Source organism: Streptomyces sp. NPDC048142, assembly GCF_043202835.1.
In the GTDB taxonomy this organism is placed as follows: domain Bacteria; phylum Actinomycetota; class Actinomycetes; order Streptomycetales; family Streptomycetaceae; genus Streptomyces.
This window is the reverse complement of record NZ_JBIDBC010000001.1, coordinates 483,106-502,696: the sequence shown is the minus strand read 5'-3', so window position 1 is coordinate 502,696 and position 19,591 is coordinate 483,106. Positions and strand designations below refer to the sequence as shown.

Here is a 19,591-nt window from a genome sequence, read left to right as displayed (position 1 = left end):
GTACCTTCCCTGGGACTGCTACTCGACCACCGGCGGCACGGCTCCGCGCCGTCCGACGTTCCATGTCTCTTCGTCTTCCGTCAGGTAGTCGGGACGGGTCGATCCGTTGTCGTCGTCTTCCTTCCGGCCGGAATTTCGCCGACCAGCAGGACCACGGACTAGCCCTGCCCCACCGGCCGTGAAGCCCTTGGCGTTCGTGCCACTCCCCGCAGCCTTGCGGGGTGCGCCGACGACTCCGTTGGCACCGGGAGCAGGGGTGACTCGCCCACCGGTACGAGAGGTGGCGGCAACTGCTCCACGTTCTCCGATCACTCCCCGCTGGCCGGACCCTCCAGCAGTGTTTCTGCCTTGAGGCGCGTGCTGGGGAGTTCCACCGACAATGCCGTTTCTGCCTCCTGCACGAGGGCCGCCGACTGCGGATGTACCGCCCTGGCCGGCGATGGGGCGACCGCCCGTCACACCGGAACGGCCCCCAGTCGGCGACTGCGATGGCGAGCCGACCGGCGGACGGCCGGTGGACGATCCTCCGCCCCCCATGGGACTGGGACGACCGACCGGGGGCCCGCCCGGCCCCTTCGCGACGGGACCTCCCCCGGTGGACTGAGCCTTGCCCGTACCCAAACCGGTCCGGCTGACCGTTCGCGGCATGCCGGGAGGTCCCGTCGGACGCTGTGTGCCGCCCTGCACAGGGTTCATGAGGCTGGGCTGCATGAGCGACGGTGGCGCTCCAGACGGCCCCGGCGTGGGCGTGGGCGTGGGTAGCGGTGGCGCACTGTTGATCGTCGTCGGAGCCTGAGGAGGCGCAACGCTGTTGATCTCCGTAGCGGTGCTCCTGTCAGGCAGGGGTGCCGAGCCGAGTACCTGATCCAGTGGCCGACTGGCTGCGACTACTGAAGCGGATTCCCCCGGCGTAGAGCGCCCTGAAGAGCCTGGCACTGCACTGTTGCCAAGACTCTCGGAGCGCTCGCCGAAAGTACCGGATGACGGAGGGCGCCAACCATCGTTCTGCGGCGGCGGCATATCGATACCAAGGTCCTTCTCGAACCGAGGCGGTTCCTGCCCCGCCAGCACCTCCTCCGAGACCGAGTAGTACGAAGCCAGCCGGTTGACCTGGTTGATGGCCTCCTGGCGGTTCTTCTCCACCTTGACGGCGGCCTCGTACTCCGGGTTGGCCTCGATCCGGGCCGGGAACTCGATGTCGTCCGGCATCTTCCGGATCAGCCGGCTGTCGCGCGGCGGCATGGCGCTCTTCACCGACGCGAGGCCGGTGCCCGCGACCGTGATCTGCGTGCCCGCCGCGTCCGCGAAGTCGCCCAGCTTTTCGGCGTGGGCGACCAGGCCCGTGCCGAAGGACCGGAAGGCCGTGCCGGACTCGCCCTGCCAGTCGACCCCCTTGAGGTGGTCGCCCAGCTCCTTCGCCGCGCGCCGGATGGCGTCCCTGGCATTCCAGAGTGCCTCGCCCGCGCTCTCCAGGTGTTCCGGGTTGGAGTTCTCCACCATGTCGATGAGGGCGTTGAGCTCGTGTCCCTCGAAGGAGGTACGGCCCCCGGTGCGGAAGTTGCCGAAGCCGAAGGACTCCAGGGCCCGGCCGGCCATCTCGGACATGTCCGTGACGACGATCTGGCTCTGGACTCGGCCTTCGTCCTGCTTCGACTGCTCGGCAGGCGTCAGGTTCTGCTGCTTCTCGTCGCTCATTCCGCCGCCCACCCGGAGTCCGACTGCTTGTCGTTGTTGGTCTCTTCAGGCTTGGCCTGTTCGGACTTCGCGTACTTCTCGCGTTCCGCGTCCATGCGGGTCTGGATCTCGTAGAAGCGTCGCCTGATGTCGTCGTCCACGTTGTCGAAGCCGACGGCCGCCGCGTGCACGCCCAGGCTCAGGTACTCGATCTGGTCGCCGAGGGACCTGGAGAGCGAGACGAGGGAGGAGTGGACCCGGTTGTACTGGGTGTAGAGGCCGTCCGCCTCGGCGAAACGCGCGTTCGGGCCGCTCAGTGAGGCCCGCGAGACCTTCTGGCCGGCGACCTTCGTCTTGCTGGCCGCCGAGCCCTCGAAGTCCGCCAGCAAGGCGTCGACACGCTTCTTGAACGTCTCCAGCGCGCCCACTCCGCGCCTGAGGTCACCCGTACCGCCACCGCCACCTGGATCGGTCACAATGCCGTCCTCCCCGTTCTGCATCCCCGTTTGCTCGGATCGTCCCGCGTTGCTATCGCACTGACGCGATCCGATCCGATCTCATCCCGACAACTGTAGTCACTGGCTACGACAGCGCCAATCGACTTGGTGACCACGTGACTTGTCTCATGGCCGGCACTTCACCGGTTCCCCCGCTACGCCCCGCCCGCCAGGCGCCCCGTGCGTCGCCGCTTGTCCCGTACCGCCACTGCCGTGCCCGCGATGGCCGCCACCAGGACGCCGCCGCCGACCATGACGTACGTCGCCAGGCGCACGTTCCGCTCGTCGGCCGTTTCGCCCAGATGGAGTTCGGCGGGGGTGGGGGCTTTGCCCTTGCTCACTCCCTCGCTCGCGACCGGGCGGTCGATCGGCCGGTCGTCCTCGGTGAGGGCGCGTACCGGGTCGATCACGCCCCAGCCGACCAGGCGGTCGTGGCCCGCGACCGAGCGTTCCGCCGTCTGCTGCATCTGCGCGACGATCTGCGCCTGTGTCCAGTCGGGGTGCTTCGCCTTGATCAGGGCGGCGACCGCGGCCACGTACGGGGCGGAGAAGCTGGTTCCGTTGTCGGCGCAGTGCCCGCCGCCGGGGACCGTGGAGATCATGTCCACGCCGGGGGCGGCGATGCCGACGAAGTCGCCGGACTGGGAGAAGGGCGCCCGTTCGTTGTTCCGGTCCGAGGAGGCGACGGCCAGGACGCCCTTGAAGGAGGCCGGGTAGGTCTCCTTGACGTTGCCGCCGAGCCCGTCGTTGCCGGCCGAGGCGACGACCACGATGTTCCGGGCGAGGGCCCTGTCCACGGCCTGTTTCAGCTCCGCGGACGGTTTCACGGCGTCGGCGGTGTCCTGGGAGATGTTGATGACGTCCGCGTCCGCCTGCACGGTGGCGTAGTGGATGGCGTCGGCGAGGGTCTTGGTCGTTCCGTGGCCGTCCGCGTCGTTCTGCTGGATCGGGATGATCGTCGCGTCGGGGGCGAGGCCGCTGAAGCCGGTGCCCTTCGCCCTGCGCGCGGCGATGATGCCGGCGACCTTGGTGCCGTGGCCCACGGTGTCCGTCGTGCCGTCCTCCTTGCCGCGTTCGATCTTCGTGCCGTCGTCGGCCTTCAGGCCCTTCGGCAGGAAGTTGCGGCCCGCCTTGGTGTCGACGGCGGACGTGAGCTGCGTGTTCCTGACGTCGACGCCGGTGTCGATGACCGCGACGCGTACGCCCTTGCCGGTGGACTGCTTCCACAGCTCGTCCAGCAGGACACGCTGCAACGCCCAGGGGCGGCCCGGGTACTTCTTCGAGGGGAACGTGCACTGGGTCGAGTCGGCCGCGGCCGCGGGGAGCGCCGGCAGGGTGACGAGGAGGACGGCCGCGGCCGCCGCGGCGGTCAGGAGGCGGCGGGCCGGGCGGTGTTCGTGGGTCGCCATGTCCGTACGCACGCTCACGAACCCTGCGGCTGGCTGGCGGCGCCGGTGGAGAGCCGGGGGCCGGTCGGCAGGAACGCGGACCAGACCGCCGGTACGGGGTTGGGGTCGACGTCCTTGTAGCCGAGCCGGTTCTGCGACTGCTGCGCCTCCTCCTGCTGGGACGCCCTTTCCTCCTTCTCCTCCTTCGAGCCGGACTCGCCGATGCCGGAGTCGTCCTGGCCGCTGTCGCTGTTGGACTGCATCGCGTAGCGCAGCCCGGTGTCGGTGACCAGGAAGAGGAAGCCCGCGCTGGTCGTGGAGCCCTTGAACTGGCGGAAGAACTCACCCGATCCGGGCGTGACGTAGGCGCTGCTGGAGCCGGTGGGGAGCGTCGCGGGGAAGCTCGTACCCACCCATGTGCTCAGCGTGGTGACGCCGTTGTCCGCGTCGACGCCGCGCAGAACGTTGCACACGGTGTTTCGGCTGCCCTTCTTGACGCTCGGGGAGTTGACGGGCTCCGGCTCGCTGACCGGCCAGTCCTTGTCCTGGCCGAACGGGGCGCCCGGTTCGATCTCGCCGGCGCTCACCCCTTTGGTGATTCCCGCCTGCTTGAGGTCCACCAGCTGCCTGCTGCTGAGCAGGAGCTTTGCGGTGAAGTCCGAGACGGGGGCGACCCTGCCCGGCAGGACGACGTACTGCTGGGTCTTGGTTCCCGCTGTCGCGGCCAGGACCATGCCGACCTTGTTCGTCCGCGCGTCGAGGGTGCCGGGGGCGCCCGCGGGGGCTCCGGGGACGCCGTCCACGGTCGGGAAGGTGATCGGGGCCCCGGTGTGGAGCGTGGCGAGCCAGGCGGCCGAGACCCTCTGGGGCTTGGTGTCCTGGCCGACCAGGGTGCGCAGGAGCAGTTCGTCCTTCTTGACCGGGTAGGCCTTGCCCGCCTTGTCGACGATGTAGCGGGTACGGTCCGGGCCCTCGACGTACATCAGCTCGCCGCCGTGCAGGGCGTTCTTGCCCTCGGTCTTCTTCTGCTCGCGCTCGGCGAAGATGAAGGTCGCCTTCTGGATGGCCCTGCCGCCCTCGCCGGGCCGCTCACAGACCGCCCAGCGCTTGGCCGCGCCCGCTTCCTTGGCGTCGGGCAGCCGGTCGGGGGCGTACGGGATGCCGAGGGTGGCGCCGTGCGGAATCTTGCCGCTGTCCAGGACCGACTCGTCGACGTTGACGACGGTGCCCTTGTCCGGGGCGAGGAGGAGCTTGGCGGAGGCCATGTTCAGGACGGGGTGCAGTTGCTTCTTGCCGTCGGTCTCCAGCACCACGTACCGGGTGGTGGATTTGCTGGCGATGATGACGTGTTCCTTGGGGGCGTCCCACTTCTGGGGAGCCACCGGCCTGAACATCCCCCAGGCGCCGAAGACGGCGAGAACGACGACGGCGATGATGGCCCCGGGCAGCACCGCGCGCAGCGGCCGGGGGGCGCCTTCCTCGGAACCGGTGGGGTTGGGCTGCAGGAACTGTGCGATCAACCTCCGCTTCGCAAAGGTATAGGCGTTGAGCTCATCCCGCCGTGATGCCATGTGTCCGCTGACCCTTCTCCCCAGTGATCGAACAGGGTCCCACACGCACCGTCGGCCCCCGCTCCGTACCGCGCCCCTACTATGCCTGCTGGGGTTCCGCTCCCTGTGCTCAGGTAGGGTGACGACCCGATCAACACCCGTGCAAAAAGCGGTGAATACGGACACGAGGGGGCAACGCGGCGATGGGTGCAGCTACGCGCGAGCGTACCGGGCGGACCGGCCGTCGAGCCGCCGGGACTTCCCGGAGGCAACGCAGCAACCGGTCGCCCGCACCGGCCCCCGATCCGTCCCCGGATTCCGTCGCCCCCGGGCAGAACGCGCCCGCCGCGACGACGCTGCGTTCGATCTCACGGACCGACCGGGTGCGCCCCCTGCTGCGGCAGATGGTGATCATCGAGGTGGCTCTCGTGATCGCCGCCGTGGGCGCGGTGCTGGGCGGCGCGTGGCTGATCCCCTCGCTCGTGCTGCTCTGTCTGCTGGTCGCCCTCGCGGTGGTACGCCGACGGGGCCGCGCGCTCCAGGACTGGGTGTCGACCGCTCTCGGGCTCCGGGCCAGGCGCCGGGCCGCCGTCACGCCGCCCGCGGACGCGGAGCCGATGCTGGCCCCGGTCGCCGAGAACGTGCCCGGTTTCGGCCCGCAGGTCTATGTGGACCGGGCCCATCGGACGGTGGGCATGCTCGGCGACGGTACGTTCCTGACCGCTGTGGTGCGGGTGGAGGCGAGCGGCGAGTCGCTACGGCCCGCGTCCGGCGCCCGGTCGCTCCCGCTGTCCCTGCTGGGCGACGCCCTCCAGGTGGACGACATCGTTCTGGAGTCGGCGCAGTTGGTGCAGCAGGTGCGGTGTGCTCCGGCCCCGCATCTGCCGCAGCAGTCGGTGGCCCGGCTCTCCTACGCGCCGCTGCAGGACCAGACCGGTGCGCCCGCCCTGCGGATGACGTGGGTGGCGGTGAAGCTGGATCCGGAGTTGTGCCGTGAGGCCATCGAGGCGCGCGGCGGCGGGCTGGACGGTGCGCAGCGCTGCCTGGTACGGGCCGCGGACCATGTGGCGAGCCGGATCACGGGCGCCGGTTTCCAGGCCGCGGTGCTCGACCAGGACGAGTTGAACTCCGCCGTGGCCACCTCCGCGTGCGCCCATCCCATCCTGTCGGGGCGGGCGGGCCGGCCGGACGCCGCACCGCAGCGGCGCACGATGGAGACGTCCCGGGTCTGGCGGTGCGACGACCGCTGGCACACCACGTACGCGGTGGACCGCTGGCCCGAGCTGGGCCGGGGCGCGACGCCGCTGCCGCAGCTGGTCGCGCTGCTGACCTCGGTGCCCGCGTACGCGACGACGTTCAGCCTGACGGTGCGCCGCGGGGTGCGCCAGGGCTCGACGCGGGTGGGCGGCCATGTGCGGGTCACCGGTGGTTCGGACACCGAACTGATCGGGGTGCGAAGGACATTGGAGCAGGCCGCCCGGCACGCCAAGGTGGGTCTTGTCCGGCTGGACCGCGAGCAGTTGCCGGGCGTCCTGGCCACGCTCCCGCTGGGAGGCGCTCAGTGAGCAACCGGACCGAGCCGCGCCGCGGGCTGCGCGGCCCCCGTCACGCCGGCCACACCGTGGCCGCGGACCACCTCGGCGCGCTGTCCCTGCCGGTCGGCGACGACGGCGTGATCATCGGCAACGACGCCAACAACCGGCCGCAGTTGATCGGCTTCCACCGCCCCGTGCCGTACGACGTCACCCTGATCGGCGGACTGTGGACAGCACAGGTCCTGGCCCTGCGGGCGGCGGGCACCGGCGCCCGGGTGGCGGTCGAGACCGGTCGGGTCCAGGCCTGGACCACGCTCGCCCAGGCGGCGGGCGCCGGGCTGGAGTGCGTTTCCCTGTACGACGTGGGCCGTGTTCCGCCGACGGGGGCGACCGTGGGCAGCCCCGTGGTCGTCGTGCGGGACTGCGGCATGCGGCCGCCGCGCGGCCGGGTGGTGTCCTCGCCGTGGCAGTCCGTGCTGACGCTGCTTCCTTATCTGAGCCCTGTCGCACCGCGGTTGATGCGGTCGTCGGCGCTGGTGGGCATCCAGCGGGTGTCGCCCGGTGAGGCCGAGCAGATCGGCCGGATCCTGGGGCTGGCGCGTGCCGAGTACGAGGCGCTGCCCACGCTGGCGGACGGTGTCACGCTCTGGGTGGCGGGGCGGGAACACCACTGGGTGATGACGAACCCGACGGACGCCGAGACCGGTCTGCTGGGCACAGCTCGCCGGATGGACTGATTCCTGTCCCGTTCGGTGCACGGACACCCCTCCCGCCAGGGAACATGGATCACGCAACGAATCCGTTCGATCGAAGGGACGCCGTCATGGGCACCCAGCAGGAAAAGGACGAGCTCTACGCTCTCGACATCTCGGATGTGACGTGGCTCAGTGCGCCCGGCACCGAGGACGCCGAGGAGCGGGTCGAGATCGCGCATCTGCCGGGCGGCGCCGTCGCCATGCGCTCCTCACTGGACCCGGACACCGTCCTTCGGTACACCGAGGCGGAGTGGACGGCGTTCGTCCTGGGCGCTCGCGACGGTGAGTTCGACCTCACGTAGGCGCGTCGCCGTACAGGATCGGCCCCGCACGGGCGCGGGCATGGCGAAGGGTGGCGGCCCGGGTGAGCTTCCACTCTTCGCTCTGTACGTGTATGGCCTGGATTGACCGTCTCGCCGCCCCCTTCCGTCGCACGTGGTTCACCGGGGTGTGACACATGGCCCGTGGGGCGGGGTTTGCCGTGCCCCACGCCCTGCCTGAGTTCACCGGATGGCGATTAGGGTGGGTGGGGCGCGGCAGAGGAAACCTGCGAGCAGGTGATGCGCGTCGCAAGGGGGAGAGCCGGGCGGACCGGCACATCGGGAACGGTCGCCCCCACCCACCACGGCACAAGGGTGCTCGACCACACCAGGAGGCAAAGTGAACGGCGATCGGGACGAGATCCGCGGCGGATGGGACCTGCCCGTCGACGAGTCGTCCGACGCGGATCCCGCCGAGATGACGGGTGAGTTCACCATCGACTACACCCCTCCCGCCTGGTACACGCAGAACGCGGCGGGGGACTCGTCGGGCGGAGCGGGCTCGCACCTCGCGCCCCCTCCGCCGCCGGCCGGGCCACCCGTGTCCGCTCCGGGCCTGTCGGCGACGCCCGGCGGCTTCGACCCCAACTGGGCGCCCGCCCCGCCGGCGCCGGCCGAGCCCGCCGTACCCACGGCTCCGGAGGCCCCGGTCTCCCCCTCCCCCGCCGTGCCGGAGACGCCGTACGCCCGGACTCCGGCCGCTCCGACTCCGGCCGCTCCGACTCCTGCCGCTCCGACCACGGCTGCCCCGACTCCTGCCGCTCCGACTGCTCCGGCCGCTCCGCTTGCCGAGACCGGGGATGCCGGACCGTTCGGCGGCGGTGATGTGGAGAGCGGCGCGACGATGCGGTTCTCGCCTGCCGCGCTCAAGCGGGAGATCGCGGAGCGCGAGGCGGAAGCCGCAGCGGGTTCCGGGGCCGGGGCCGCCGCCGGCTCCGGTTCCGGGTCCGCTGCCGGTTCCGATTCCGGGGCCGGGGCCGCCGCGGAAGGCGCATCCGCCGCCGGGGCGAAGGACGACGAGAACGCCGATGTCCTCTCCTCCGGTACGTCCTTCGAGGACGCGTCCCCCTCCGGTACGTCCTCCGAGCCGCCCGCCGCCCTTCCCGTGCTCAGCGGCACGGACTCCACGGCCGTCTCCCGTACGGACGCGGACGCCGTGGACTCCCAGGGCGGCAGGCCGAGCACCGACGAAGCCCCGGGCCCTGTTGACGTAACCGCCGCCGACGCCGTTCCGGACGCGGGTACGCAGGGTGTCGGGCCGCAGGACGCGGGTCCCCGGGACGCCGCGCCCCAGGAGGTGCCGCCTCCCGCCGACGCCCCGCAGGCCGCCGTCGCACCCGTGCCGTGGTCACCGCCCGCACAGGGCGGCGCGCTGCCGCCGCTGCCGCCCGCCTTCCAGCCGGCCGCTCCGGCGCCCTCCGCACCGCAGCCCGCGGCGCAGTGGCCCGGTTCCGTCCCGGCGAACGAGACACCCGGCGGCTACGGCTTCCCACAGGCGGCCCAGGCACCTCATGCGCCGCAGGCACTTCAGCCCCCTCATGCGGCCCAGGCACCCCAAGCGCCTCACGCACCCCAGCCGCCGCACCAGCAGCAGCCGTACCCCGGCCACCCCGGCTCCGGCGCACCCCTGCCGCCGCAGGCCCACCCCCAGGCCCCCCAGGGCGCGGGCGGCTACGGCTACCCGCAGCAGGGCGGTTACGGCTACCCGCAGACCGGGCAGCCGGGCCGGCCGGGGCAGATCCCCCAGCAGACCGGGCAGACGCCCGACGCGCCCCAGCCCAACGCGCAGTTCCCGCAGCAGCCGGAGGCGTACGGGCAGCAGCAGCCCCCGGCCCAGGCCCAGCCGCCGCACCAGCAACACCAGCAACATCCTGTCGACCCGCGTACGGGCGGAGCCTGGCCCACCCCGGTCGCGCACGACCAGCGCGAGCGGTCGGTGCCCGGTGCCCCGCTCGGGTACACCGCGGCCGTCGAGCTCTCCTCCGACCGGCTGGTGCGGGGCAAGCAGAAGGCCAAGAGCAGCCGTAACCCCTCCGCCGCCTCCCGGTTCAAGCTGGGCGGCAAGAAGGAGGAGGCCGAGCGGCTGCGCAAGCTGGAGCTGATCCGCACCCCGGTGCTGTCCTGCTACCGGATCGCCGTCATCAGCCTCAAGGGCGGCGTCGGCAAGACCACCACGACCACCGCGCTGGGCTCGACCCTGGCCACCGAGCGGCAGGACAAGATCCTCGCCATCGACGCCAACCCCGACGCCGGCACGCTGGGCCGGCGGGTGCGCCGCGAGACCGGGGCCACCATCCGCGACCTGGTCCAGGCGATCCCGTACCTCAACTCGTACATGGACATCCGCCGGTTCACCTCGCAGGCGCCCTCCGGTCTGGAGATCATCGCCAACGACGTGGACCCGGCGGTCTCCACGACGTTCAACGACGAGGACTACCGGCGCGCGATCGAGGTGCTCGGGAAGCAGTACCCGATCATCCTCACCGACTCGGGCACCGGGCTGCTCTACAGCGCGATGCGCGGGGTCCTTGACCTCGCCGACCAGTTGATCATCATCTCGACCCCCTCGGTCGACGGCGCGTCCAGCGCCTCCACGACGCTGGACTGGCTTTCGGCGCACGGCTACGCCGATCTGGTGCAGCGTTCGCTCACCGTCATCTCGGGCGTCCGCGAGACCGGCAAGATGATCAAGGTGGACGACATCGTCCAGCACTTCGAGACGCGCTGCCGCGGCGTCGTCGTCGTGCCGTTCGACGAGCACCTGGCGGCGGGCGCCGAGGTCGACCTCGACATGATGCGGCCCAAGACCCGTGAGGCGTACTTCCACCTCTCGGCGCTGGTGGCCGAGGACTTCGCGCGGGCCCAGCAGCAGCAGGGGCTGTGGACGGCGGACGGCCAGAACCCGCCGCCGCAGTACGCCCCGCCGATGCCCGGCCAGCAGGGCTACCCGGGACCGGGACAGCAGGGCGGCCCCGGTCAGCCCGGACCGGGACAGCAGGCTCCGGGTCAGCAGATCCCCGGTCAGCCCATGCCCGGCCAGCAGGCTCCAGGTCAGCCCATGCCCGGTCAGCAGGCTCCCGGTCAGCCCATGCCCGGTCAGCAGCCGTACGCACCGCAGCAGCCCGGACCCGGTCACCCCTATCCGCCGCAGCAGCACCCCGGGCAGCCGCAGCCGGCGCAGCAGCAGCCGTACGCCCAGCAGCCCTACGCCGGACAGCCGCCGTACGGGGGATATCCGGCGGCGGGTCAGCCCGGTTCCCCGCAGGCCCCCTACCCCCCGCAGGCGGCCCCGGGCGGATGGCCCCAGTCGCCTCCCCCGCAGGCCGCTCCGGGTGCGCCCGGAACCGGCGGGCAGCAGCAGGGGCAGCCGGAACAGCAGGGTGGACAGGGCGAGTCGGCGGACCGGCCCGATCCGCACGGTCCCGTACCTCCCGCCGGCTGGCAGCAGACGCCTCCGCAGCCGCCTCCGGCGCCTCCGCAGTAGGGCGCAAGAGGGAGGGACCATGAGGGCTCGCACCGCTCACGCGGTGCGAGCCCTTTCGTATTCCCGCAGCCCACACGCGGTTTGACACACCGTTGACGAGCCTCGACCGCCGCTGATAGACCTCGCTTCACCAACTGGCGAACCAGAGATCTGCCCGCCCTCTTCTCAGCGAGTGATGACGCGAGGTCCCGTCCATGGTCACAAGAGTTCCCGCCCGCTCCTCCCGGCCACGCCGACGCCTGCGCCTCCTGCCGGCCTCCGGCGTGGCCGCCCTGGCGCTCGCCGCCGGGTCCGTCGTCCCCGGAAACCCGCTCGCGCCCGCGCCCTCCGAGGCCCGCGCCGACGACGGAAGGACGACGCTCACGGTCGCCGTGGCGCAGAGCGTCGACTCGCTCAGCCCGTTCCTCGCGCAGCGGCTGCTCAGCACGAGCATCCACCGGCTGATGTATGACTACCTCACCAACTACGACGCCAAGGACAGCAAGGCGATCCCGGGCCTCGCCACCGCGTGGGAGCCCTCCGCGGACAAGCTGACCTGGACGTACACGATCCGCTCGGACTCGAAGTGGTCCGACGGGCAGCAGGCCACCGCCGAGGACGCGGCCTGGACGTTCAACAAGATGATGACCGACGAGAGCGCCGCGACCTCCAACGGGAGCTTCGTCGGCAACTTCGAGACGGTGACCGCACCCAGCAAGGACAAGCTGGTCATCGAGCTCAAGGAGCCGCAGGCCACGATGGCCGCGCTCGATGTGCCGATCGTCCCGAAGCACCTCTGGGAGAAGGTCGGCGACTTCTCGAAGTTCAACAACGACAAGGACTTCCCCATCGTGGGGAACGGCCCGTTCATCCTGACGGACTACAAGGTCGACAGCTATGTGAAGCTCAAGGCCAACAAGGACTTCTGGCGCGGATCGCCCAAGTTCGACGAGCTGGTCTTCCGCTACTACAAGGACCAGGACGCGGCCGTGGCCGCCCTGCGCAAGGGTGAGGTCTCCTTCGTCGCGGGCAACCCCAGCCTGACCCCGGCCCAGTCCGCCTCGCTGAGGAGCGCCCCGGACATCAAGGTGAACGACGCCCCGGGCCGCCGCTTCTTCGCGCTCGCCGTCAACCCCGGTGCCCGTACCAAGGACGGGCAGACGTTCGGCGACGGCCACCCGGCGCTGCTGGACCAGAAGGTGCGGCACGCCCTGTTCATGTCGGTCGACCGCAAGACCATCATCGACAAGGTCTTCCAGGGCCACGCCGTCGAGGGCGAGGGCTACATCCCGCCGCGCTTCGCCGACTACTTCTGGAAGCCGTCGGCGGACCAGAAGCTCGCCTACGACCCGGCGAAGGCCGCGGCCCTGCTGGACGAGGCCGGGTACCGGAAGAACGGCCAGGGCAAGCGCGTCGGCGAGGACGGCAGGCCGCTCGACTTCCGTATCCTCTGCCACGCCACCGACCCCAACGACAAGGCGATCGGCAAGTACCTCCAGGAGTGGTGGGGCGCGCAGGGCATCGGACTGAAGGTCGACTGCCTCGACAACGTGTCCGACCCCTGGTACGCCGGTGAGTACGACCTCGCCTTCGACGGCTGGTCCGTCAACCCCGATCCCGACTTCGTCCTGTCGATCCACACCTGCGCCGCCCTGCCGACCAGGGCGAAGGAGTCGGCCGCGACCGACAACTTCATCTGCGACAAGCAGTACGACGAGCTCTACAAGAAGCAACTGGCGGAGTACGACCCCGCCAAGCGGGCGGATCTGGTCAGGCAACTGGAGTCACGGCTGTACGACACCGGGTACATGAACGTCATGGCGTACCCGAATGCCGTCGAGGCCTACCGCACCGACCACATCGAGTCCATCACCACCATGCCGTCGGCCGCGGGCAACATCTACGGCCAGGACGGCTACTGGAGCTGGTGGTCGGCGGTCCCGGCCGCCGGGGCCTCCTCGTCCGGTTCCTCCGACTCCGGTGGCGGCTCCACCGGAGTGCTCGTCGGAGTCGGGATCGCCGTCGTCGTCCTCGCCGGTGGCGGACTCCTGTTCGCCATGCGTCGCCGCTCCACCGCGGAAGACCGTGAATAGTCCATGAGCTCAGAAAGCACTCCCGCCCTGCTGAAGGGGGCGGCGGGCGTGGCGAGCACCGAATCCGGCGGCCCGGCTCCGGCCGGGCCGCCGGACCGCTCCCCACGCTCCCGCGGTACGGCCGCCTACGCCCGCTACGCGGCGGGCAAGCTCGCCGGGGCGGCCGTCTCCCTCTTCGCCGTCCTCGTCACCAGCTTCTTCCTCTTCCGGCTGATCCCCGGCGACCCGGTCAAGCAGATGACCGGCGGCCGTCAGGTGTCGACGGAACAGATCGCGGCGATGCGCCGTGAGTTCGGCCTCGACCTGCCGCTGTGGCAGCAGTTCACGCAGTACTGCGGCAAGGCGCTGACCGGCGACTTCGGTACGTCGTACCAGTTCCGCGCCCCGGTCGTCGACAAGATCGCCGAGGCGCTGCCCGCCACCCTGCTGCTGACCGGCACCGCCTTCGTGATCTACACCCTGCTCGGCATCTGGCTGGGCGCCCGCTCCGCGTGGCGCAACGGCAGTGCCGGGGACCGGGCCAACACCGCGTTCGCGCTGACGCTGTACTCGGTGCCCTCGTTCTGGCTCGGACTGCTTCTCATCATCACCCTGTCGGTGGGTATCGGCCCGGTCCCCGGGCTCTTCCCGACCGGCGGCATGGAGTCCGGCAGCACCGAGGGCTTCGACCGGGTGCTGGACATCGCCCACCACATGGTGCTGCCCGTCATCACGCTGGTCGCCGTGGAGTACGCACGCACCCTGCTGGTGATGCGCTCCTCGCTGCTGGACGAGATGGGCAGCGACTATCTGACGACCGCCCGCGCCAAGGGGCTGCGCGACGACCTCGTACGCCGCAGGCACGCCGTGCCGAACGCGATGCTGCCGACGGTGACGCTGCTCTTCGTGAACCTCGGTACGACGGTGGCCGGGGCGATCCTGGTGGAGACGGTGTTCTCCTGGCCGGGACTCGGCGGGCTGTTCTACCAGGCGCTGAGCGTGCCCGACCTGCCGTTGGTGCAGGCGTTGTTCTTCGTGTTCGCCGCCGCGGTGATCCTGATGAACACGCTGGCCGATGTGCTCTATCCGCTGCTCGATCCCCGGGTGGGCCGATGACGACGTCGATGGACAAGCCCGCACAGCCGCCCGGGAAGGTACGGGGGCGGAGCCCGCGCGCCCTCACCCGGGCCCGGCGGCGGCAGGCCGTGGTCCGCTTCTGGCGGCAGTACCGCACGCACCGCGCCGGGCTCGTCGGACTCGCCGTGCTCGCGGTGATCGCCCTGCTCGCGCTGACCGCCCCGCTGCTGGTGGGGGCCGACTCGCAGAGCGTGACCCATGCCCCGGGCGGCCCGATGGAGTCCCCCAGTGGTGAATTCCCGCTGGGGACCGATCAGTTCGGGCGCAGCCTGCTCGCCCTGATGCTCTGGGGAACGCGGGTGTCGCTGACCGTGGGGCTGCTCGCGGCGTTCCTGTCGGTGGCCATCGGTACCCTGGTCGGGATCACCGCCGGTCACTTCAAGGGCTGGTACGCGACCATCCTCATGCGGGTGACGGACTGGTTCCTGGTGATGCCGACCCTGGTGCTGGCCATCGCCCTGGCCACCGTCCTGTCCCGGTCCCTCTGGACGACGATCCTGGCGATCGGCGTGACGACCTGGCCGACGACCGCCCGCCTGGTCCGTGCCCAGACGCTGTCCGTCGAGTCCCGTCCGTACATCGAACGCTCCCGGGCGCTCGGCGGCGGACACGGGCACATCATGTCCCGCCATGTGCTGCCCAACGTGATGCCGCTGGTGCTGGCACAGACCACGCTCGTGATCTCCACCGCCATCCTGACCGAGGCGACCCTCGCCTTCCTCGGGCTCAGCGATCCCACGATCGTCTCCTGGGGCGGACTGCTCCAGGACGCCCGCGAGGCCGGCGCCGTCAGCTCCGGCAACTGGTGGTACCTCGCCCCGCCCGGACTCGCCATCGCCGTGGTCGCCCTCGCCTTCACGCTGTGCGGCCGCGCCATCGAGTCCGTGCTCAACCCCAGGCTGGGGGTGTCCCGTTGACCGCCACGACCACGACCGCCGCACCGAACCCGGACCCGTCCGGCTCGCCCGGCCCGACCAGGCCGGTCGGCGATCCGCCGCTCCTTCAGGTACGGGACCTGACCGTCACCTACGGCACCGGGAGCGACGCCGTCCCCGCCGTCCGGGGAGTCGATCTGCGGGTCGAGGCCGGGCAGAAGCTCGGCATCGCCGGGGAGTCCGGCTGCGGCAAGTCGACGCTGGCCCTCGCGCTGCTGCGGCTGCTGCCCGCGACGGCCACCCTGTCCGGCGAGATCCTGCTGGACGGCGAGGACATCCTGACCATGAAGTGGGGGCGGCTGCGGGCGGTCCGCTGGGCGGGCGCGTCGATCGTCTTCCAGGGCGCGATGCACTCGCTGAACGCCGTGCACCGGATCGGGGACCAGATCGCCGAGCCGATCCTCCTGCACAGCAGGGCCACCCCCGCCGCCGCCCGCAGACGCGCCGGTGAGCTGCTGGAGCAGGTGGGGCTGCCCGCCGCCCGCGCCCAGGCCTATCCGCACGAGCTGTCCGGCGGGCAGCGCCAGCGCGTGATGATCGCCATGGCGCTCGCCTGCGATCCGCGCCTCATCGTCGCGGACGAGCCGACGACCGCCCTCGATGTGATGATCCAGGCGCAGATCCTGCGGCTGATCGAGGCGCTCGTCGCCGACCAGGACGTCGGGCTGATCATGATCAGCCACGACCTCGCGGTGCTCGCCGACACCTGCGACCGGCTCTCGGTGATGTACGCGGGCCGGATCGTCGAGGAGGGCCCCGCCCGGCAGGTGTACACGGATGCCCGCCACCCGTACGGCAAGGCGCTCTCCGCCGCGTTCCCGAGGATCGGGGACCTCTCCTCCCGGCACGCCCCGCGCGGCCTGCCGGGCGACCCGCCGGACCCGGCGGCGCTGCCGGGCGGCTGCGCCTTCCATCCGCGCTGCCCGGTGGCGCTCGGCTCCTGCGCCACCGAGGACCAGGAGCTGCGGGACGCCGGGGGCGAGCGCCGGGCGGCCTGCGTGCTGGTGGACGCGGACCGCGCACAGCCCGGGGACGAAGAAGCAAGGAGCACCCCATGAGCACCACCCCTCCGGTCGGCGCCGCCCCTCCGGTCGGCACCGCTCCCCTCCTCAGCGCCGAGACGCTGAAGGTCGCCTTCCCCGGCCGGCGCGGGGCCGCCACCGCCCGCGCCGTCGACGGCGTCGACCTCGACATCCGGCCCGGCGAGATCGTCGCGCTGGTCGGCGAGTCCGGCTGCGGCAAGACGACGCTCGCCCGGTCGCTGCTCGGCCTGGTCCCGCCCACCTCGGGGCGGGTCACCTTCGGCGGCGCACCGCTCGACTACGCGGGCCGGGCGCTGAAGGCGTACCGGAAGCGGGTGCAGTTGGTCCTGCAGGATCCGAGCGGCTCGCTCAACCCCCGGCACACGGTGTACGACGCGGTGGCCGAGGGCCTGCGCATCCACGGGTACGCCGGGGACGAGCGGGCGGCCGTCTCCGGGGCCCTGTCCCGGGCCGGGCTGCGGCCGCCGGAGCGGTTCTTCCTCCGCTTCCCGCACGAGCTGTCGGGCGGTCAGCGCCAGCGCGTCGTGATCGCCGGGGCGCTGGTGCTGGAGCCGGAGCTGATCGTGGCCGACGAGCCGGTGGCCTCGCTGGACGCGTCGGTACGGGGGGAGATCCTGGCCCTGCTCCTGCGGCTGCGGGACGAGCTGGGGCTCTCGGCGCTGGTCGTCACCCACGACCTCGGGCTCGCCTGGAACATCGCGGACCGGGTGGCGGTGATGTATCTGGGCCGGATCGTCGAGACGGGCCCGGTCGAGCAGCTGCTCACGGCCCCTCAGCACCCGTACACCCGGGCCCTGCTGTCCGTGCTTCCGGAGGCGGAGGGCGAACCGGTCGTGCTGGCCGGGGAGCCGCCGGACCCCTCGAAGGTGCCCTCCGGCTGCCGGTTCCACATCCGCTGCCAGGTACTGGCCTCGGGCGAGGCGGAGCGGGCCGGGGTGGCGGAGGCGTGCCGCACGGTGGATCTGCCGGTGCTGAACGGGGGCGGGGACGCCCAGGTGGCGTGCCACTGGGCGGCGGCCCGCGGTGACGCCTCTTAGGCCCACCGGCGATTGGAGCGTGGGTCTCAGTCCGTGTCCTGGTGGATCGGGCCGGTCAGTTCGCCGAGCGGGCGGCCCGTGCCGCCCCAGCGGTGCTGGATGATCTCGGCGGCGATGGAGACCGCCGTCTCCTGTGGCGTACGGGCTCCGAGGTCGAGGCCCACGGGTGCGGCGAGGCGCGCGAGGTGCGCCTCGTCCACCCCGGCGTCGCGCAGCCGGGCCAGCCGGTCGCGGTGGGTGCGGCGGCTGCCCATCACCCCGATGTACGCGGCGGGCGTGCGCAGGGCCGCGACGAGCAGGGGCACGTCGAACCTGGGGTCGTGGGTGAGGACGCAGATCACGGTGCGGGCGTCGATCTCGGTGGACTCCAGGTAGGTGTGCGGCCAGGCGCGGACGACCTCGTCCGCGGTGGGGAAGCGTTCCCGGGTGGCGAAGGCGGGGCGGGCGTCGCAGACGGTGACCCGGTAGCCGAGGAACGAGCCGATGCGGGCGGTGGCCGCCGCGTGGTCGATCGCGCCGAAGACGAGCATGCGGGGCGGTGGGGCGTACGTCCGGACGAAGACGGCGACCTCCTGCATCCGGCGCTGGCCGTGCGCCCCGTACCACTGGATCCCGGTGCGGCCCTGGGCCAGCAGTCCCCGGGCGTCGTCGGTGACGGCGGCGTCCAGCCCCTCGGTACCGAGTGTGCCCAGGGTGCCGGCGGGCCGGACGACCAGGCGGGCCCCGGTCTCCGCCGCGCCGGACAGGACCGTGGCCTCGGCCACCGGCCGATCGGCGGCGATCAGGTCCAGCACGGCCGCGAGCTCCTCGCGCTCGGCGGTGGTCGCGTACGCACGCACCAGGACCTCGATCGTGCCGCCGCAGGTCAGGCCGATGCCGAACGCCTCGTCGTCGCTGATCCCGTACGGCACCACGCGCGGGCCCGCCCCGGCGAGCACCTCGCGGGCGACCTCGTACACATCGCCCTCGACACAGCCCCCGGAGACGCTGCCGATGACCGTCCCCGCCGCGTCGACGGCCAGCACGGCGCCGGGGTCGCGGGGCGCGCTGCCGTGCACGGCGACGACGGTCGCCAGGGCGAAGGGAATGCCGTCGGCGCACCGGGCACGGAGGTCGGGCAGGATGTCGCGCACCCTGTCAGCATCCGCCGCCCCGGGGCGGCGCGCACGGGGAGGGGATGCGTCCGTGGCGGCTTCAGTGGGCGCGGTCGTACGCGGCGGTCAGCTCGCCGGCGCGCTTCACATCGGCGGCCATCGCGACCAGGAGGTCGTCGATGGAGTCGAACTTCAGCATGCCGCGGACGTACGCGAGGAATTCGACGGCCACGTGCAGCCCGTACAGGTCCAGGTCGACCCGGTCGATGGCGTACGCCTCGACGGTCCGCTCGGTGCCGTCGAACTGGGGGTTCGTGCCGACCGAGATCGCGGCGGGCATCGACTCGCCGTCCACCTCCAGCCAGCCGGCGTAGACGCCGTCGGCGGGGATCGCGGTGTGCGGCAGGGTCTCGACGTTGGCCGTCGGGAAGCCCAGCTCGCGGCCGCGCTGCGCGCCGCGCACGACGATGCCCTCGACCCGGTGCGGGCGGCCGAGGATCTCGGCGGCTCCGGTGACGTCGCCCTCGGCGACCAGCCGGCGGGTGAGCGTGGAGGAGAACGGCTGTCCGCCGCCCGCGTCCCCGGTGACGTACAGGTCGATGACCTCGACGGTGTAGTCGTAGGTGGCGCCCAGCTCGGTCAGCAGCGCGACGTTCCCCGCGGCCCGGTGGCCGAAGCGGAAGTTGGGGCCCTCGATGACGGTCCTGGCGTGCAGCCGGTCGACGAGGACCTTCGCGATGAAGTCGGCGGGCGACAGCTTCGAGAACTCGGTGGTGAACGGCAGGATCAGCAGGGCGTCCACGCCGAGCTCCGCCATCAGCTCGGCGCGGCGGTGGTGCGGGGCGAGGAGCGGCGGGTGGCTGCCGGGGCGGACGACCTCGCTGGGGTGCGGGTCGAAGGTGACGACAACGGACGGAACGCCCAGCTCACGGGCGCGTTCGACGGCCCGGCCGATGATCAGCTGGTGCCCGCGGTGCACACCGTCGTAGGAGCCGATGGTGACGACGCTGCGTCCCCAGTCCTGGGGGATGTCCTCCAAGCCACGCCAGCGCTGCACTGTGACCGCTCCTCGCCCGAACCTGTGTACGTGT

15 protein-coding genes are annotated in these 19,591 nt (G+C 71.8%); 9 read left to right on the top strand and 6 right to left on the bottom strand.

Features of this window, described 5'->3' with window-relative positions; all coding sequences use genetic code 11:
• Positions 1 to 18: 18 nt before the first annotated feature.
• The 4 genes from ACGF2Y_RS02445 to eccB form a co-directional block, all read right to left on the bottom strand.
• The gene (locus ACGF2Y_RS02445; protein WP_392942522.1) at positions 19 to 1,695 is read right to left on the bottom strand and encodes a WXG100 family type VII secretion target; all 1,677 of its coding nucleotides are present in this window, start codon (positions 1,693 to 1,695) and stop codon (positions 19 to 21) included.
• Positions 1,692 to 2,174: a hypothetical protein gene (locus tag ACGF2Y_RS02440; protein WP_392942521.1), complete on the bottom strand. Its 483-nt coding sequence runs from the start codon at positions 2,172 to 2,174 to the stop codon at positions 1,692 to 1,694. Before ACGF2Y_RS02440 ends, ACGF2Y_RS02445 begins: the two co-directional genes overlap by 4 nt.
• Positions 2,175 to 2,326: 152 nt before the next feature.
• Entirely contained in the window at positions 2,327 to 3,580 is a 1,254-nt protein-coding gene (gene mycP / locus ACGF2Y_RS02435; RefSeq protein ID WP_392942574.1) for a type VII secretion-associated serine protease mycosin, read from the bottom strand.
• Positions 3,581 to 3,594: 14 nt separating this feature from the next.
• Positions 3,595 to 5,130: a type VII secretion protein EccB gene (gene eccB, locus ACGF2Y_RS02430; protein WP_392942519.1), complete on the bottom strand. Its 1,536-nt coding sequence runs from the start codon at positions 5,128 to 5,130 to the stop codon at positions 3,595 to 3,597.
• A 182-nt stretch (positions 5,131 to 5,312) separates the two neighbouring features.
• Between eccB and eccE the strand changes: the two genes are divergently transcribed.
• From eccE to ACGF2Y_RS02385, 9 genes are all read left to right on the top strand, one after another.
• Complete coding sequence (gene eccE, locus ACGF2Y_RS02425) at positions 5,313 to 6,674, top strand: type VII secretion protein EccE (protein ID WP_392942517.1); 1,362 nt, start codon at positions 5,313 to 5,315, stop codon at positions 6,672 to 6,674.
• Positions 6,671 to 7,381 carry a hypothetical protein gene (locus ACGF2Y_RS02420; RefSeq protein WP_392942516.1) on the top strand — a complete coding sequence of 237 codons (711 nt, stop codon included), beginning with the start codon at positions 6,671 to 6,673 and terminating at the stop codon, positions 7,379 to 7,381. The genes eccE and ACGF2Y_RS02420 overlap by 4 nt, the downstream gene beginning before the upstream one ends.
• Positions 7,382 to 7,467: 86 nt before the next feature.
• Complete coding sequence (locus ACGF2Y_RS02415) at positions 7,468 to 7,701, top strand: DUF397 domain-containing protein (protein ID WP_352238524.1); 234 nt, start codon at positions 7,468 to 7,470, stop codon at positions 7,699 to 7,701.
• Between the two features lie 358 nt (positions 7,702 to 8,059).
• Positions 8,060 to 11,203, top strand: coding sequence for an SCO5717 family growth-regulating ATPase (locus ACGF2Y_RS02410; RefSeq protein ID WP_392942514.1), 3,144 nt, complete (start codon positions 8,060 to 8,062; stop codon positions 11,201 to 11,203).
• Positions 11,204 to 11,397: 194 nt separating this feature from the next.
• Complete coding sequence (locus tag ACGF2Y_RS02405; protein ID WP_392942512.1) at positions 11,398 to 13,275, top strand: ABC transporter substrate-binding protein; 1,878 nt, start codon at positions 11,398 to 11,400, stop codon at positions 13,273 to 13,275.
• A gap of 3 nt (positions 13,276 to 13,278) precedes the next feature.
• On the top strand, positions 13,279 to 14,370 hold the full coding sequence (locus tag ACGF2Y_RS02400; RefSeq protein WP_392942510.1) for an ABC transporter permease: 1,092 nt from the start codon (positions 13,279 to 13,281) through the stop codon (positions 14,368 to 14,370).
• A complete protein-coding gene (locus tag ACGF2Y_RS02395) occupies positions 14,367 to 15,308 on the top strand; it encodes an ABC transporter permease (RefSeq protein ID WP_392942508.1) in 942 nt (313 codons plus the stop codon). Before ACGF2Y_RS02400 ends, ACGF2Y_RS02395 begins: the two co-directional genes overlap by 4 nt.
• Positions 15,254 to 16,384, top strand: a complete 1,131-nt coding sequence (locus tag ACGF2Y_RS02390; RefSeq protein ID WP_392942507.1) for an ABC transporter ATP-binding protein — start codon at positions 15,254 to 15,256, stop codon at positions 16,382 to 16,384. Before ACGF2Y_RS02395 ends, ACGF2Y_RS02390 begins: the two co-directional genes overlap by 55 nt.
• Positions 16,381 to 17,406 carry an oligopeptide/dipeptide ABC transporter ATP-binding protein gene (locus ACGF2Y_RS02385; protein WP_392942505.1) on the top strand — a complete coding sequence of 342 codons (1,026 nt, stop codon included), beginning with the start codon at positions 16,381 to 16,383 and terminating at the stop codon, positions 17,404 to 17,406. The genes ACGF2Y_RS02390 and ACGF2Y_RS02385 overlap by 4 nt, the downstream gene beginning before the upstream one ends.
• A gap of 26 nt (positions 17,407 to 17,432) precedes the next feature.
• Here ACGF2Y_RS02385 and ACGF2Y_RS02380 read toward each other — a convergent pair whose 3' ends face one another.
• Both ACGF2Y_RS02380 and ACGF2Y_RS02375 read right to left on the bottom strand, forming a co-directional pair.
• Positions 17,433 to 18,539 carry an XdhC family protein gene (locus ACGF2Y_RS02380; protein WP_392942503.1) on the bottom strand — a complete coding sequence of 369 codons (1,107 nt, stop codon included), beginning with the start codon at positions 18,537 to 18,539 and terminating at the stop codon, positions 17,433 to 17,435.
• A 61-nt stretch (positions 18,540 to 18,600) separates the two neighbouring features.
• On the bottom strand, positions 18,601 to 19,557 hold the full coding sequence (locus ACGF2Y_RS02375) for a bifunctional riboflavin kinase/FAD synthetase (protein WP_392942502.1): 957 nt from the start codon (positions 19,555 to 19,557) through the stop codon (positions 18,601 to 18,603).
• Positions 19,558 to 19,591: the final 34 nt, after the last annotated feature.